This window comes from Amycolatopsis silviterrae, assembly GCF_042684085.1.
In the GTDB taxonomy this organism is placed as follows: domain Bacteria; phylum Actinomycetota; class Actinomycetes; order Mycobacteriales; family Pseudonocardiaceae; genus Amycolatopsis; species Amycolatopsis silviterrae.
In genome coordinates this window covers 489,528-504,435 of the sequence record NZ_JBHUKS010000026.1, presented here as the reverse complement: position 1 = coordinate 504,435, position 14,908 = coordinate 489,528, and the positions used below count along the sequence as shown (strand labels likewise).

Here is a 14,908-nt window from a genome sequence, read left to right as displayed (position 1 = left end):
TGTCACGCGCTTTCGAGGTAGCGGTGGTTGTTCGAGGCCGTGTGCCATCGGCCGGGCACCCGGCGGATGCGGAGCAACCTGGCCGCGAATCCCAGGAACCGGTATCCCAGCATCAGCGCCGCGGAGCCGGGTTTCATGCGAGCGGGTAGGAGTCGCTGGGAACGGTGCCGTCGTGGCCGGAACGGGGGGCGGCTCGCGTTGCCCGGATTTTCCTGCTCGGCAAGACTCGGGAGAGCAGGCCGATGAGGCGAAGAAGCGTCTGCATCGCGGAATCACTTCCAATCGAGGTGTTTCTCGAGCCGGCTCGCCAGGACGCGCTGGCCCTCGTCATAGAAATGGGCGACGTCGATGAAAATCGATGTGTCGTCGTAGCCTTCGGCGATCCAGTCGTTGGCGTCGTGGAAATCCAGTCCGGCGGCCGCCGCGCCCGCGCTGAGTTCGTCCTTGGCTCGTCGGTACACCGGCTGCGAGGCCAGCCACCGGACCGCGGCTCCCAGGTGCACCTGGTCGTGCTCCCAGTTCTCCTGTTCGAGTCCGGTGAGCTTCTTGGGAGTCCACCCGATCGCGGGCTGCAGCACGTAGTGGACTCGCAGACGCAAGGAGTCGGCAAGGGCCCGCCAGATCTCCATGTTCCGCACCGCTCGTTCGAGCGTGCCGGCGAGTCTCGAGTCGAGGAGTTCCGGCGCCAGCAGATTGTCCTCGACCTGCGCCTGATCCCATTCCCTCGCGGCTTTTTGCCGTGTTCTCCCCGCGCCGGCAAGGCGGCGCAGCCGGCCAGGGGCCGGGTCGCAGCGCTGAGGTCCGAGCACAGTGCCGCCGAACGGGTGGAACACCGATGCTTCCTTGAGACCCGCGTGCACGCATTCGGCGAAGCCCGAGAACAGGACGACATCGCGGACTTCAGGGAGCAGGTGCCTCAGCGAGAGGTAATACGCGAGTTCCTGCGCGCAGCCGGCACCGCTCACGCCCAGGTTGACGAAAGGCAACTGCGGCCTGCTCAGCAATGCGGCCATCGTCGTCCGGTCGGAAGAGGCCCCGATGCCGAACGCGACGCTGCCGCCGAGCAGCACGCGGCATTCGGCATATCTCGAGCGCAGCATCCGCAGATCTATCGGCGTGCCTTCCTCGGTGTAGTGCTCGCGAAATCCTTGCGGGCCGGTCGAAACCGTCGCCGACTTGAAGTTCGGTTTGAGCGTGAAGGTGACGAACGGCCGGGCGGCCAGCCCGAGCTCCTGATAGGGTTGCTGCATCGGCATGGCGTTCCTCCCCACGATCACGACATCCGGACTGGCGCTGTTCGCTGTCGGAAGCCGGTCGGCTCATTCCTCCTTGACTCCGGCGGCGATCAGTACCTCGCCGGTCATCCGGACCGGTCCGTCCCCGAACCGCTCGGCGAGGATCCGGACGGCGTCCTCGCGGATCTCCTGCCGCCGCTTGTGTCCGTCGTCTGCCGTGCCGAGCACTCGTTGCAACGGGAGCACCGCGGTTTCCTCGAAGAGAGTCCAATAAGCAGACGGGCTTTCGGACTCGACGAGGCCCGACTCGAGCACCTCGACCGTCACGTCTGAGAAGCCGGCCGAGCCGAGGCGCTCGCGCAGAGCTTCCGGAGAGGAAAGCCCCACCGGGCCCGGCGCGGCGGGATCCGGTGCGGTCAGTTCCGCATGTCGCGAGATGAGTTCCGCCTGCAGCCGGTACGGCATGCAGAGGTCGGGCGATCCGATCGTCAGCGCGACGAACCTGCCCCCGGGCTTCAGCGCGCGACGTATGGCCCGGATGGCCGCGCCGGGCTCCGGCATGTACTGCAGCCCCGCACGGCAGGTCGCCGCGTCGAACGACGAGTCGGCCACGCCGAGTTCGTCTTCCCGCTCGATCGTCGCGAACTCGGCATTGCCCGCTCCACGCCGGTCCGCTTCGTCCCGGGCGGCCTGGACCATCGTTTCCGCGAGGTCCAGCCCGAGAACCCGGCCCCGCGGCCCGACCGCTTCGGCGAGTGCGAAAGCAGGGTTGCCGCTGCCGCAGGCCAAGTCGAGCACGCGATCGCCGGGGGAGACCCGGGCGAGGCGGACCATGTGCGCGGTAGTGGCGGAACTCGCTCGTTCGAACGATGCCTTGTGCCGCAGCCAGCCGGGCGTCGCGACCGTGAAGTCGATGCGTTGCTGCGCACGGACGTCGTCGTTGCTGATCAAGTCCCCTCCTCGGTGAGCGAGCCGATCCGATGGTAGCGAAAGTAACTAACAAAAGCGATAGTGACATCGTCGAGCGCAGGTCGCGAGTGCGATTGACAAGGAAAATTTTTACGTTCTAGGATGTCTTTATGCTAGAGGTGCAGCACCTGGACCGGATCGAGCAGGCCCAGGCAGTCTTGAAGCCGCAACGCGTCGAGGTTCTGCGAAGATTCGCCGAACCGCATACCTGCACGGAAGTGGGTGCGCACCTGGGGCAGACGCCGCAGCGCGTCTACTACCACGTCCAGCGTCTGCTCGAGGCGGGCGTTCTGGCCAGGGTGGGCGAGCGAAAGGCCCGCGGGGTGCACGAGGGGATCTACCAAGCCACCGCCCGGTCCTACTGGCTGTCGCCCGAACTGGTCGGCACGCTCGGTTCCCGTCAGGCGCAGGACGAATTGAGCCTGGGCTACCTGCTGAACCTGGTCGAAGAGGTGCAGGTCGATTTGGTCGCGCTCGCCGAGGCCGACCGGGCCGAGGCCGCACTGCCGTCGATCGGTATCTCGGGCGAGATCCGGGTGCCCGCCGAACAAGGCGAGCGCTTTCTCGAGGATCTGCGCATCGCGCTGGAAGAACTGTTCAGCCGCTACGGCGGCACCGCGGGCGACGCTTTCCGCGTCGCGGTCGCGTGCTATCCGAAAGGACCATCTCATGACTGACGTCTTCGCTCTCCGTGCGCGCATCGGAGCCGAGCCGGAGAAGGTCTACCGGGCCTTCACCGACGGCGCTGCCCTGAGCACCTGGCTGGCTGATCACGCCGAGGTCGACACGGCCGGCAACAGGTTCGGATTCTGGGGAGAGCACGTCCCGGAAGGCGAACCGGGCAGGCAGCGGCTGCTCGAGGCGGAGCCCGCGCGGCTGGTGCGATTCGCCTGGCTGCTCTCCGGCGACGAGACCGTCGTCGAGGTCCGGCTGGAGCCCGACGACGGCACCGGCACCCTGCTGACGCTCACCCAGACCGGGTTGCCGACCTGGGAGGAGCTGATGTCCGGCACCGGAAAGCGCGACCTCATCCATACTTTCTGGTCGGCCTCGGTGGCCAACCTCGTCAACTTCGTGGAAGGTCGCGAGCTGGTGCCGAAGTGCGATTTCGCCGATCTCGAACGCGATGCCGCCCAAACCGAGGTGCGCATCGGCGCGCCCCCCGAAGAGGTGTACGCGTCGTTGACCGAGCCCGAGCAGCTCAATCGCTGGCTGGCGCGCGACGCGCAGGTCGACCTCAAGGTCGGCGGGCGCATTTCCTTCGACGGAGAGGGCGAGGGATGCGAAATCCTCGCACTGGAGCCGGCCAAGACCTTGTCGCACACCTGGAGTTTCGGCGGGCGGCAGACGGTGGTGACGTGGGAACTCGACGGCACTGACGGGCAGACCCGGCTGACTCTGGTGCACAGCGGGTTCGGCGGCGGAAACCCCGGTGCGGCCGCGCAGCAGGAATCCGGATGGCTCGCCTATCTCGCGACGCTCAAGCGCATGCACGAACTCGGCCCGGACTGGCGGCCGCACGCCGTCGGCATGGAGTTCGCGGCGTGACTTCCGTTTGATCCCCGAGCAGCAGGGAGAGGTCTTCATGACAGAGCGATCCAGCGATGCCTCGGCGGCGGAGACGCCGGTCGGCGAGTCCGCGGTGGGCGCGCCCGCCGGCGCGCGCGTCCGGTGGATCATCTTGGCCGCGCTCGCTCTCGGCGCGATGATGGACGCTTGGGACGGCACCGCCGTCGCGGTGGCGAATCCGTCGATCGCGGGCGAGCTGAACACCACACTGACCGAGTTGCAGTGGGTGACCAACGGATACATGCTGGCCACCGCGGTCTTCCTGATCACCGCGGGCAAGATCGGCGACCGGTTCGGGCACAAGCGGGTTTTTCTCGTCGGCGTCGCCGGGTTCATGGCGAGTTCGGTCCTCGTCGGGTTCGCCGGGCACATCAGCCTGCTGATTGCGTTCCGGGTTCTTCAGGGGCTGTTCGGCGCGTTGCTGCTGCCCAACTCGCTGGCGATCCTGACGGCCACGTTCCCTCCGGACAAGGTGAAGTCCGCGTTCGGCATTTTCATGGGAACCTTCGCGGTGGCCGGTGCTTCCGGGCCGTTCGTCGGCGGCCTGCTGGTGCAGTACCTGGACTGGCGGTGGGTGTTCTTCGTGAACGTCGCGCTCGGGGCTTGCGCGTTCGCGGTGGCCGCGAAACTGGTGCCCGGCACGGCGCCAAGCGGTCCGGCGCGCCCGTTCGATCTCCCCGGAGTGCTTCTCCTGACGATCGCCTTGGGCGGGCTCGTGCTCGGCGTCATCCAGGTTCCCGAGCACGGTTGGACGGGGGCCTATCCGTTGTCCTGCCTGTCGGTCGGAGTGGCGGGCGCGATCCTGTTCGTGGTGCGCGAGACCAGGATCAAGCTCCCGTTCTTCCCGCTGAGCCTGTTCCGGTCCGCCGCCATCACCGCCAGCACGGTGGCGACGCTGGTGGCGGGCGGCCTGATGTTCAGCTGCTGGTTTTTCCTCGCCCTGTACTTGCAGGAGGTGCGCGGACTCAGCCCGTTGCTGGCCGGTCTGGAACTGCTGCCGGTCAACGTGGTGTTCCTGGCCGCGTCGCCGGTCGGCGGCATGCTGAACCAGCGCTTCGGCCCGCGGCTGCCAATCCTGTCCGGACTGGTGCTGGTGGCCGTCGCGCTGTTCGGGCTGTCGCAGTTGTCGGCGGATTCCTCCTACAACGCCATCTGGCCCTTCCTGGTGCCGCTGTCCATGGGGGTCAGCTTCCTCGCGCCCACCGCGTCCCAGGTGATCGTGGGCCGGTCGCCTGCCGAGCTGACGGGGGTGGCCAGCGGGTTGGGGCAGACGGCGTTGATCGGCGGCAGCGTGCTGAGCATCGCGGTACTGGGCACACTGGTCTTGTTCCGGACCGGCAGCACGTTTTCCGCGAATCTGGCGGGTGCGGGAGTGCCGAGCCAGGTCGCGGATCAGCTGAGCGGGAGCGCCGCATCGGTGGCGCAGGGCAGCATCACGGTGCCTCCGGACGTCCCGCAGCATTTCGCGCCGGCGATTGTCCAAGCCGCGCACACGTCGTTCATGGACGGTTTCGGGCTGGCTTTCCTGGTTGCTGGCATCCTCGTGCTTCTGGTCGTCCCGCTCGGCTTCCTCGTCCGGTCGGAAGATCCGCCGGCGCGCCCCGAAGCGGCGGCGTGAGGCACCGTCAGACGGTGGCGCACACGTAACGGACTGGCACCGGGAAAGTGATCTTTCCGTCTGTGCCGCGCAGGGTCTCCAGCTCGGCGGCGACGTCGTCGCCCAGCTGGAGGCGCTCGGCATCGGATATCCTTTCCCAGAACAGCCGAGCGCCCTGGGCGAAGGTCCACCGCACCCAGTCCCAGCCCGTTCGCATGGTGATCCGCACCGGTTCGGCGTCCATCCGGACCGACCGGAACCCTGCTCGCCGCACTGTCGACGCCAGCCCGTCCGGCGTCCCGAACCAGCTGGCCTGAGGATCCACGAAATCACGGGGCATCCCGGCTTCGAGCAGCTTCCGGAACAGCCGCCGGAAGGCATCGCCAGCTTGTGGCGGGAATGCCGAAGGCATCCCGTCTTCGCGGAACACGGGCGCGCTCAGCGCGAGCCGGCCTGGCGACCGCAGCAATGGCGGATAGCGGCGCAACGCGTCTTCCGCGTTGAGGAACATGACGATGCTGAAGCCGCCGAGGATCACGTCGAAGGTGCCGGGAGGGAAATCAGGGGATTCGCCGTCCATCACCTGGGCACTGATGTTGGCCAGTCCGAGGCGGCGCCCGTCCGCGGTGACGTGGTCCACCATGGCGGCCGACAGGTCGATCGCGGCCACCCGGCCTTCGTCGCCGACGCTCGTCGCCGCGGGAAACGTCACTGCTCCGCGGCCGCAGCCGACGTCAAGGACAGTCTCCCCGCGGCGCAGCTCGGCGTAATCGGCCAAGCGGCGTCCGGCGGGCCGGTGGAATTCGATGCCCGATCGGTCGAAATCGTCCGCGATCCGATCGAAGACACGGGTGAGGCCAGCTTTCGTCGCTTCACGATCCATCTGATAAAAGTATAAGAAGATGTAGTGATGTCAAGGTGCTGGGTGCCGTGCTAGCGCGGCTGAGATTCCTTCGCGGCTCAGGAGAAGGCCCCGGCACGAACAGAATCGCCGGGCGGCGGGCGCATGCCCTTGCCCGGCGATTCCGCGGAATCAGCCGTCGCCGGCTCAGTCGACCGGGTCGAGCCAGATGTTGGTCAGGTCGAAGAACTCGATCTGAGGAACGTGCACCGCGTTGCGAACGCGGTTGCCGTAGTACCGCGATGTCATGGCCGCGAACGACAGGATCGGCACGATCGGCAGATCCTTCATCACCTCGACGTCCACCTCGTGCCACAACTCCTCGGCACGTGCCTTGTCCGGTTCTTCGAGTGCGCGGGCGATCAGCGAGTCCACCACCGGGCTGCTGTAGCCGCCGTAGTTGGTGGTGCCCTTGGTGTCATTCGTCTGGAACAACGGCTGCACGATCACGCGGCCGTTGTTGCCGAACCAGTCCGGGGTGAAACCGGGCTCTGCGATGTCCCACGCTCCGGCGCGGCCTGCCTCGGGATCGGAGAGTGCGCCGCCGTAGTACTCGGCCTGAGTGTAGGTCTTGTACTCCAGGGTGATGCCGATCTTCTTCAGGTCCGCGGCGATCGAGTCCATGATCTTGAGATGGATGCCGACCTTCCGGACCGCGGCGATCAGCGTCAGGCCTTCTCCGTATCCGCTCTCCACGAGCAACTGGCGCGCCTTGTCCGGGTCGCCGCGGTCGCCTGGCGTGGGGTAGGGGTCGAATTCGCGATGCCCGATGCTGCCGACCGGGATCACCGAATGCAGCGGTTCGTTCGGTGCGTCGAGGACGTCGAGGATCTCGCCGATGGCGACCCGGTCGATGGCGTAAGCGATCGCCTTGCGCACGCCCAGTTTGGAAGTGGCGCCCCCTGCGTTGGGGCTGCGCAGATTGAACACGACGTACGGGTTGAGCGCGAAGCCGGGGTAGCTGCGCGGGGCGGCGTCCTGGCCCGCTTTGGGGCGTGCCCAAGAGACCGCGGTGTAGGACCACGCCAGGTCGACCTCGCCGGCGTCCATCTTCTGCTGCGTCTCGGCCACCGGCTCGTTGGCCACGGTGATCTCGATCCGCTCGACGTACTGGCCGCGGATCGGATCGGTTTCCTTGCGCCACGACGGGTTCCGGTCGAGCCGGATCTCCAGGCCGTGGTCGTCGTACCGGGTCAGCCGGTAGGGCGCGCAGGAGAGCGTGTTGCGCCGGAATTCCATGCTGTCGGGCAAGTAGGCGTCGTACTCGGCCGGAGCGGGGGTGGTGAAGCCGGTGGCCAGGATGTTCAGGAAGTCGTTGGCGGGCCGGATGAGGCGGAACGTCAGCGTTCGGTCGTCAGTGGCCCGCAGGCCGGAGATCTCGTGGGTGTCCTGGAAGCGCGCCAGTGCGGTGGGCGTCGGACTGATCCCGTCGAAGGCTGCCTGGTAGGCGTCGCAGTATTCCTTCATCCCCTCGATGGTGCTCGTGAAGTAGTGCAGGGCGCCCGCCCCGGACACCGGGTTCGGCAGCCGCTTGATCCCGCGCACGACGTCGGCGGCGGTCACGTCCCTCGGCGGGGTGGAGTTCCACCGGACGCCCTCGCGCAGCCGGATCACGTAGGTTCGCCGATCCTCGCTGATCCCGCCGTTGGCCTCCGTGGGGATCTCGGCGGCGAGGTCCGGCACCGGCGTGAACGATCGCTCCGGATCGGAGAGATCGTTCGTGGCCGGGTAGGCGAACAGTTGCCTGCTGAGCGCCCGGAGGATCTGGGCTGACGTCGCGTAGTAGGCACTGGCGGTGTCGATGTGGTCCACTCCGCCGGGCCCGACCAGGCGCAGGGTTCCGCCGTAGCACGGGGCACCCGGCTGCGAGGAGGGGCTCTGGTCCGTGCCGAGGTCGTCTTCGGTGCCGAGCATGGGTTCGCGTCCCCTTCCGGAGAGAAGTACGTGCCGCTGGCGCTGACTGTAGTGGATCCTTCTCAGTATCGCTATATGAAAGAGTAGTGAACCTGCTCGGCGGAGACGCGGATCAGGGGGTCCGGACGCAGCGGAAGACCGTCCACCGCGGAGTGCCGGACGACGGGTCGTCGCCGGCGCGGACGCCCTCGGCCAGCTCGACCACCCGGAATCCGCAGTAGCTCAGCTCCCGCACATAGCCGGAGAAAGTCCGGTGGCGCCGGGGAAGGCCGCACCATGCCGGAGCCCCGGCGTCTTCGTCCTCGTCGAAGTAGTTCCCGGCGCGGGCGAAGGGATGGTCCACCGAAAACACCAGCCGTCCCCCGGGCGAGACCAGGTGATGAAGGGTCTCCAGCAGCCGCGCGAGATTGCGCACGTGTTGCAGGATGCGGGCCGCCGCGACGAGTTCGTAGCGGGCGCTTCCGCGTCCGGACCAGCGGTCGGGGTCGAACAGTTCGACCGTGCCGGGTGCCGCCGCGGCGCTTGCCGCCGGCAGCTGTCCGGCGGGTGCCAGCCCGTGGTAGCCGCGAACCCCGCCACGGGCGGCGATTCGGGCGATTCCGGGGTCCGCGCAGCCGAGGTCGAGAAGCGTCCGGCCGCGGAGCGGTCCCAGGAACGCCTGCGTCGCGGCGATCTCGGGGGCGAACTCGCCGGGACGGGCTCTGGTGCGATCGTCGAGGGTCACAGTGCCGACCTGCTTTCCTGTCCGGACCGGGGAGCCTCGATCGGGGCGCTCTCTGCGGTTTCCTCTCGCAATTGCGCGGGCAGCAAAGGCGTGCGCAACAGGCGCCCGAACGCGGCGGCCCGATCCGGTGCGGCGGCGAGCCAGTCGCGGACCAGCCGCGAGCCTTCGATGTAGGTGCTCGTGTAGGCCCGCCAGAGCGGATCGGTGAGGAACCGGACCATGTGCCGGGCCCGTGCCTCGTCGACGAGCATCCACCGGCGCAGATAAGCGACCGCGTCCTCGGGATCGCTTCCCCGCTCGTGCAGCAGGATGGCTGCGTCCTGGCGTGCGCTCAGCAGCTGGGTCGTCTGTGCCAGCAGCAGTTCCGCGCGCTCGCCGTCGAGGTCGAGGCGGATTTCGCGGAGCACGTTCTCGGCCCACCGTCCCCAGCCCTCGCCCAGCACCGCATCGAGGGCCGCCTCGCCGGCGCCCTCGGCGATCAGGCATTGGGGGGTGTTGACCAGCGAGATCGTGTGCTCGGCCTGCGCTTGCCCGCGAACCAGGAGTTCCTCCTTCACGCAGTGGTCGGTGTGGTGACCTGGGTACGCCTCGTGCGTGACCAGCAGCGGCAGCGCGGACAAACCGTGCCCGGAGTCCGCGTTGATCTCCACGTGCGAGCGGAAGTCGCCAAGGTAGTGGTTGAACGCGTTCCAAGGTTTGTCGGTGACCACTGTGTACTCGACCGATTCGCCGTCCGGCAGTCCGTACTCCGCTCGGACCCGCTCGCGGAGCGCGCCGGACAGCGTGCGGATCGCCTCCTCGAGACGGGATACCGGGCACGCGTCCCGCTCGCGGTGCGCCGCCAGCCGGTGGCTGAGGTCGCCGCGGCCAGGCAGCAACTGCCCGATCCGGTCGTGCACTTCGGCGTAGCGATCCGGGTCCGCGAGTTCGACTCGCACGTCGAAGTAGGTTTCGAGTTCCTCGGCGAAGGTGATCGGCTCGCCGATCAGTCGACGCGCGGTGCACGCCAGCGCCCGCAGTTGTGCGGTGAGGAAACGCTGTCGCCCAGGGGCAAGGCTTTCGCCCGCCAGGAGGGTTTCGGCCTGGGCGCACAGGTCGGCCGGATCAGGCGAGGGTTCTGTGTCCACTTCGGCCGCCAGCCGCGAGTCGCCGAACCACGCGTCCACGAATCCGGGCACCAGCCTGCCGATCCGCAGCCCGAGCTTCAGGTATCCGCCGACCGCATCTTCCATGGCATCTCCTGTGACAGCCGGGCTCCCGGGCTCGCGGGCAGTTCCTCTCAAGTCACTTCACTATATGATAATTATTTAAGGTGGGACAGGGGCGCGGGCCATGTGCGAACCCGGTCACGAGGCGGCGGAGACCACGGCGAAGTCTCTGATCCGCAGCGCGGGCATGGACATCCGGGCGAAGCAGTCGCCCCACTCGCGCGGCAGCGCGGGCTCGGTGCGGCCGACCTCGGCCACCCGGCCCAGCAGCGCGACCGGGCTTTCGTTGAACCGGAAGTCCGGCACGGCCGCGGTCACCTTCCCGCGCTCGACAAGGTAGACACCGTCCCGGGTGACGCCGGTGAGCAGCAGGGACCGGGGGTCGACATCGCGCAGGTACCAGAGCGAGGTCAGCAGCAGCCCGCGTTCGGTGTCCGCGATCATCTCGTCCAGGCCGCGCCCCCTGTCCGGGCCGCGGAGCACCAGGTTGCCGATCTCCGGAGTGCAGCGAAGACCCCTGGCCGCGGCCGACGCGCGGGTGTGGGCGAGGGCGGTGAGCGCCCCGTCGGTGATCCAATCTGTGCGCGCGAGCGGGAATCCGTTGTCGAAGACCGACGCCGCGGCGGTGGAACCGCGCGCGATGACGAAGGGGGCGCATTGGAGGCCGGGTTCGTCCGGGTCGCTGTACAACGTCAACGGGAAGTCGGTCAGCCGCTCGCCCAGGCGGGTGGTGCCGTCCGGGCCGCTGAACACCGACTGGCCCGAATAGGCGTCTTGGGCGCTGAGCGCCTCGTACAGATGCAGCATCAGGTCCGCGACGCCCGACGGCGGAATGAGCACTTCGTAGGGGCCGTGGGGGAGGGTCGCGCGGCGCACCGGTCTGCTGAGCCGTTCGTCGAGCGCTTCGGCCATCGCCGCCGGGCCGGCGAAGTCCGGCGAAGCGGAACCCGCCCACGCCGACGCTTGCTGATCGGGACGCATCGAGGTCAGGTCGAAAACGCCCGTCGGCTGGACGTGGTGCAACCGCAACCCCGTGGAGGATGCGACGCAGCTGGTGCGCAGCTGGTGTTCGGCATAACCGGATAGCAGATTTTCGCGGCGACGCGCCCGCTCGAAGGCGATGTTCAGCCCGGGCAGCAGCGCGCCGAGGCGGTCCCAGGCGCGCGCCGCGGATCGCTCGGCCGAGCCGCGGCGCACGGTGCCCCGCGGCAGGACAAGTGGCTGGGCATCCGGTGCCGGGGGCGCTTCGCGGGCCAGGCTGGTGGCCGCGGCGACCAGCTCGGCCACGGATTCCTCGCTCCAGTCGCCGTGCCGCGCGGCGACCCCGGTCGCCGAACCGGCGATCGCGGCGACGGTGAGCCTGCGCCCGATGGTCGCGCCGCTGGTCGTCGGGGCGTTCGCGGCCCAGCGGAAGTGGGCGGCCGACAATTCGTCGGCCACCGCGACGCAGCCTCCCTCCGCCGCGCACAGCTCGACCGCGTGCGCCGCGGCCCACGCTGGCCCGCCGTCCGCCGCGGCGGTCATCGCGCTGCCGTGTTCGTCACCCGGATCCCGGCGAAGGCCGCGGCCGGGCTGCCGTGGCTTGCCGCGGCGGCTTGCACCGGCTGCCCCTTGCCGCACCGATCGGCACCGAACGTCCGGTAGGTGTCTTGCCCGCCGAGTGCGCCGAGCGCGCCCCAGAACGCGCGGGTCCGGCCCAGGTACGCGACCCCGGAAAGCTGGCCGGCCAGACGCCCTCGGCGAATCCGGTAGGCGCGCTGCGCCGAGAACTGGAAGTCTTCGCGCCGTGCGTCGATGGAGAAGCTGTCCGAGCCCGTCAGGTAAATCCCGTCGCCCACGCCGTCGATGAGACGGGCGGTGTCCGGACCGTCCGGAGCGGGCAGCAGCGACACGTTGGGCATCCGCTGGATAGGTACGTGCAGCGCGGACTCGGCGTGGGAGCAGCCGGTCGACCGGTCGGCGCCGAGCAGCGCCGCGCCGGTCCGGTCGGTCTGGAAGCCGGTCAGCACGCCCTTCTCGATCAGCGGCCAGCGCTGGGCCTTGACGCCCTCGTCGTCGAATCCGGTCGTGGCGAGGCTGTGCGGCGCGATTCGGTCGGCGTCGACGTTCATCAGCGCCGAGCCGTAGCGCAGCGACCCGAGCTGGTCCGGGGATACGAACGTCGTGCCCGCGTAGGCCGTCTCGTGGCCGAGTGCGCGGTCCAGTTCGGTCGCGTGGCCGACCGACTCGTGGATGGTCAGCCACAACTGGGAAGGGTCGATCACCAGGTCGTAGCAGCCTGGCTCGACCGGCGTCGCAACGCGTTTCTCGCTGAGCAAGGCCGGCATGGCCTCGATTTCGGCATCCCAGTCCCAGCCTTCGCCCTCCAGGTACTCCCAGCCGCGCGCGGTCGGCGGTCCCTGGCTGCGCAGGCTGGCCCCGTCGCATGCGGCGACCACTTGCGGATGGATCCGGAGCCGCTGCTGGAGCGTAGTGGTGCCGGCGAGGTCCGCGTAGAACCTGCTGTCCCGGGTGCAGGTCACCTTGGCGAGCACCAAGCCGACCTGCGGGGCCTTGGCCAGCCGGGCGCTCCACTCGGTCAGCTTCGCGACGCGGTCGGCGGCCGGCACCGAGAACGGGTCGATCCGGTGCGGGGTGCTCCAGTGCCCGCGGTGGACTCGTTCGGCGGCCGGCGGGGGCTCCGCCCCCGGCAGCAGGACGGAGCCCGCTTCGGCGACCGCGATCGCATCGTCCACAGTGGATGCCGCCGCCTCGGGGGTCAGCGCCGCGGTGGCGGCGAAACCGGTATTTCCGGCCGAGCGCAGCCGGACGGCCAAACCGGTGTCGGTGGTGTCCTTGCTGCCGCGGAGGACGCCGTCCTGGGTGACCGAGGCGGCGGTGCGGACCTGGACGACGCTCACGGACGCATGCCGGATTCCTCGCCGCTGGGCCTGCCCGAGGGCCGCGTCGGCAAGCCTGGCGAGGGGGAGCGCGACGAATGCGGGATCGATCCCGGCGGCGGAGTCGAGCATGAAACCACTATATGTCATGAAAGTGAAATAGGCGGGCGGGACGGCGGGGCTCATGGGCGGATCTGCTTGCGGAGCAAATCCTCAGCGGGGAAGCTGCGGGATGAGCGGCGAGGCCGGCTCAGCCCAGAACGTGTGTTCTGCGCTGTGCGGCAACGGGTCCCCGCGGTATGAAGCCTCGTCCGGCCGGGTCGCGTCGGCGCGCCGATCGGGGGAGCACGCGCAGAACAGCAGGTTGTCCTGATCGATCATCGCCGGGAACCCTTCGGCTTTGACACCGCCGCTGGCGGAAGTCACTATCTATCTTGATGGTGACCATCGCATGCGTGTCAATCGATCGGCGGGAGAGGCGGATGGCACATATCCAGCTCGAGCCCGGACAGCCAGGAATACTGGGGCTGTTCCGCTTCCGGCCGGAGACGGCGAAGCCGCTTGCCGAACTCGCCGACGTGCTGCTGCGCGGGCCGAGCACGCTGAGCCGCGGCGAGCGGGAGCTGATCGCGACCGTCGTCTCGCGGGGCAACGACTGCTCTTTCTGCGCCTCGGCGCACGGTGCGGTTGCCTCGGCGCAGCTCGCGGGAGGCGCGGCACTGGTCGAGGCGGCGGCACAGGACATCGATCAGGCACCGATCTCGGACAAGCTGAAGGCGTTGCTCAGGATCGCGTCGCTGGTGCGGGAGGACGGTCGCGCGGCCGACGAGGCTGCCGTCCTCGCCGCGAAGACCGCTGGCGCGACGGACCTGGAGATCCACGACACGGTGTTGATCGCCGCGGCCTTCTGCATGTTCAACCGCTACGTCGACGGCCTTGCGACATTCGCGCCGAGTGATCCGGCCTCGTATGCGAATCAGGCGAGGAACATCGTCGATCACGGCTACCTCGCGGTCAGCCGCGGCTGAAGGGCGCCGACGACCGCCGGCGCCGCTGCTGGCACACCCCGGTGCGAAGTGCCACAGTTTCCCCATGGCCACAGACGAAGACCGGATCACCGCGGCACGCGCCGAATTCGACGATCTCGAGGAGCGGATGTCGGAGCACGGGAGCGTGCGCGGCACTCTGTTCGGCAAACCGTGCCTCAAGGCCGGCAGCAAGGCCTACGCGTGCCAATTCCGGGACGGCGTCGCCTTCAAGCTTCCGCCGGAGCCGCACGCGGCCGCGTTGAAGCTGACCGGCGCGGAACTGTTCGATCCTTCAGGAAAGGGGCGTCCGATGAAGGAATGGGTGCAAATTCCGGTGCGGCACGCGAAAAAATGGTCGGAATTGGCACTGCAGGCCCTGAAACACGTTGGCGGGTGAACGCCGGGCAACACCGCAATCCCTGACAGGTTTCGCGAGGGCCGAACTGTCACACTCGTCGTGGTCGAAGGCGCCACACAGGAGGGGCTGAGCGGCGATGCCACACCCGTTCGGGTACATGCAGCTGGCGACGACGGACATCGAGAAGTCCCGGCAGTTCTACGGCGAGCTGTTCGACTGGCAGCTCACGCCGACCGGCGACGACGCCCACCCCTACGTCGAGATCCAGAGCGGGGAAGGCCCTCCGATCGGTGGCATCATGCCGTCCGCGCCGCAGGCACCGCCGATGTGGGTTCCCTATGTCCAGGTGGCCGGAGTCGAGCCGTTCGTGGCGCAGGCCCGGAAGCTCGGCGGAGCGGTGCTGCAGGAACCCACCGAACTGCCCGATCACAGCTGGTACGCCGTTCTCGCCGATCCCACCGGCGCTCCCTTCGCCCTGCACGGGCCGCGGAGCTGAACCAGGCAACCAGGTCCGAGAGCCAGGGGA

The 14,908-nt window shown here is 68.7% G+C and carries 16 protein-coding genes; 6 read left to right on the top strand and 10 right to left on the bottom strand.

The genetic code is table 11. From position 1 onward, the window contains the following. Positions 1-2: 2 nt before the first annotated feature. The 3 genes from ACFSVL_RS33785 to ACFSVL_RS33775 form a co-directional block, all read right to left on the bottom strand. Positions 3-137 carry a hypothetical protein gene (locus ACFSVL_RS33785; RefSeq protein WP_378310062.1) on the bottom strand — a complete coding sequence of 45 codons (135 nt, stop codon included), beginning with the start codon at positions 135-137 and terminating at the stop codon, positions 3-5. Between the two features lie 135 nt (positions 138-272). After that, positions 273-1,256 (bottom strand): hypothetical protein, encoded by a 984-nt coding sequence (locus tag ACFSVL_RS33780; RefSeq protein WP_378310060.1) that lies wholly within the window; start codon positions 1,254-1,256, stop codon positions 273-275. Between the two features lie 63 nt (positions 1,257-1,319). Continuing rightward, complete coding sequence (locus tag ACFSVL_RS33775) at positions 1,320-2,186, bottom strand: class I SAM-dependent methyltransferase (RefSeq protein WP_378310058.1); 867 nt, start codon at positions 2,184-2,186, stop codon at positions 1,320-1,322. Positions 2,187-2,314: 128 nt separating this feature from the next. Between ACFSVL_RS33775 and ACFSVL_RS33770 the strand changes: the two genes are divergently transcribed. The 3 genes from ACFSVL_RS33770 to ACFSVL_RS33760 are packed head-to-tail and all read left to right on the top strand — an operon-like array spanning position 2,315 to position 5,391. After that, positions 2,315-2,881 carry a helix-turn-helix domain-containing protein gene (locus tag ACFSVL_RS33770; protein ID WP_378310057.1) on the top strand — a complete coding sequence of 189 codons (567 nt, stop codon included), beginning with the start codon at positions 2,315-2,317 and terminating at the stop codon, positions 2,879-2,881. Then, positions 2,874-3,752, top strand: coding sequence for an SRPBCC family protein (locus ACFSVL_RS33765; RefSeq protein ID WP_378310055.1), 879 nt, complete (start codon positions 2,874-2,876; stop codon positions 3,750-3,752). The genes ACFSVL_RS33770 and ACFSVL_RS33765 overlap by 8 nt, the downstream gene beginning before the upstream one ends. A 37-nt stretch (positions 3,753-3,789) precedes the next feature. Further along, on the top strand, positions 3,790-5,391 hold the full coding sequence (locus tag ACFSVL_RS33760) for a DHA2 family efflux MFS transporter permease subunit (RefSeq protein WP_378310053.1): 1,602 nt from the start codon (positions 3,790-3,792) through the stop codon (positions 5,389-5,391). 7 nt (positions 5,392-5,398) lie between these two features. Here ACFSVL_RS33760 and ACFSVL_RS33755 read toward each other — a convergent pair whose 3' ends face one another. The 7 genes from ACFSVL_RS33755 to ACFSVL_RS33725 form a co-directional block, all read right to left on the bottom strand. Beyond that, positions 5,399-6,253, bottom strand: a complete 855-nt coding sequence (locus ACFSVL_RS33755) for a class I SAM-dependent methyltransferase (RefSeq protein WP_378310051.1) — start codon at positions 6,251-6,253, stop codon at positions 5,399-5,401. 165 nt (positions 6,254-6,418) lie between these two features. Further along, positions 6,419-8,185 (bottom strand): ABC transporter substrate-binding protein, encoded by a 1,767-nt coding sequence (locus tag ACFSVL_RS33750; protein ID WP_378310049.1) that lies wholly within the window; start codon positions 8,183-8,185, stop codon positions 6,419-6,421. A gap of 112 nt (positions 8,186-8,297) precedes the next feature. Further along, positions 8,298-8,909, bottom strand: a complete 612-nt coding sequence (locus ACFSVL_RS33745; protein ID WP_378310048.1) for a methyltransferase domain-containing protein — start codon at positions 8,907-8,909, stop codon at positions 8,298-8,300. Continuing rightward, positions 8,906-10,141: a DUF885 family protein gene (locus tag ACFSVL_RS33740; protein WP_378310046.1), complete on the bottom strand. Its 1,236-nt coding sequence runs from the start codon at positions 10,139-10,141 to the stop codon at positions 8,906-8,908. The genes ACFSVL_RS33745 and ACFSVL_RS33740 overlap by 4 nt, the downstream gene beginning before the upstream one ends. Before the next feature lie 114 nt (positions 10,142-10,255). Further along, the gene (locus ACFSVL_RS33735; RefSeq protein WP_378310044.1) at positions 10,256-11,641 is read right to left on the bottom strand and encodes a metallopeptidase TldD-related protein; all 1,386 of its coding nucleotides are present in this window, start codon (positions 11,639-11,641) and stop codon (positions 10,256-10,258) included. Next, positions 11,638-13,128, bottom strand: a complete 1,491-nt coding sequence (locus tag ACFSVL_RS33730; protein ID WP_378310042.1) for a TldD/PmbA family protein — start codon at positions 13,126-13,128, stop codon at positions 11,638-11,640. The genes ACFSVL_RS33735 and ACFSVL_RS33730 overlap by 4 nt, the downstream gene beginning before the upstream one ends. A gap of 81 nt (positions 13,129-13,209) precedes the next feature. Then, positions 13,210-13,377, bottom strand: a complete 168-nt coding sequence (locus ACFSVL_RS33725; RefSeq protein WP_378310041.1) for a hypothetical protein — start codon at positions 13,375-13,377, stop codon at positions 13,210-13,212. A 101-nt stretch (positions 13,378-13,478) separates the two neighbouring features. On the opposite strand from ACFSVL_RS33725, the gene ACFSVL_RS33720 reads away from it, so the two are divergent. The 3 genes from ACFSVL_RS33720 to ACFSVL_RS33710 all read left to right on the top strand — a co-directional run bounded on the left by ACFSVL_RS33720 (position 13,479) and on the right by ACFSVL_RS33710 (position 14,878). Then, positions 13,479-14,024 (top strand): carboxymuconolactone decarboxylase family protein, encoded by a 546-nt coding sequence (locus ACFSVL_RS33720; protein WP_378310114.1) that lies wholly within the window; start codon positions 13,479-13,481, stop codon positions 14,022-14,024. Positions 14,025-14,088: 64 nt separating this feature from the next. Next, the gene (locus tag ACFSVL_RS33715) at positions 14,089-14,421 is read left to right on the top strand and encodes a hypothetical protein (protein WP_378310039.1); all 333 of its coding nucleotides are present in this window, start codon (positions 14,089-14,091) and stop codon (positions 14,419-14,421) included. Positions 14,422-14,518: 97 nt separating this feature from the next. Then, on the top strand, positions 14,519-14,878 hold the full coding sequence (locus ACFSVL_RS33710; protein ID WP_378310038.1) for a VOC family protein: 360 nt from the start codon (positions 14,519-14,521) through the stop codon (positions 14,876-14,878). Positions 14,879-14,908 lie beyond the last annotated feature (30 nt).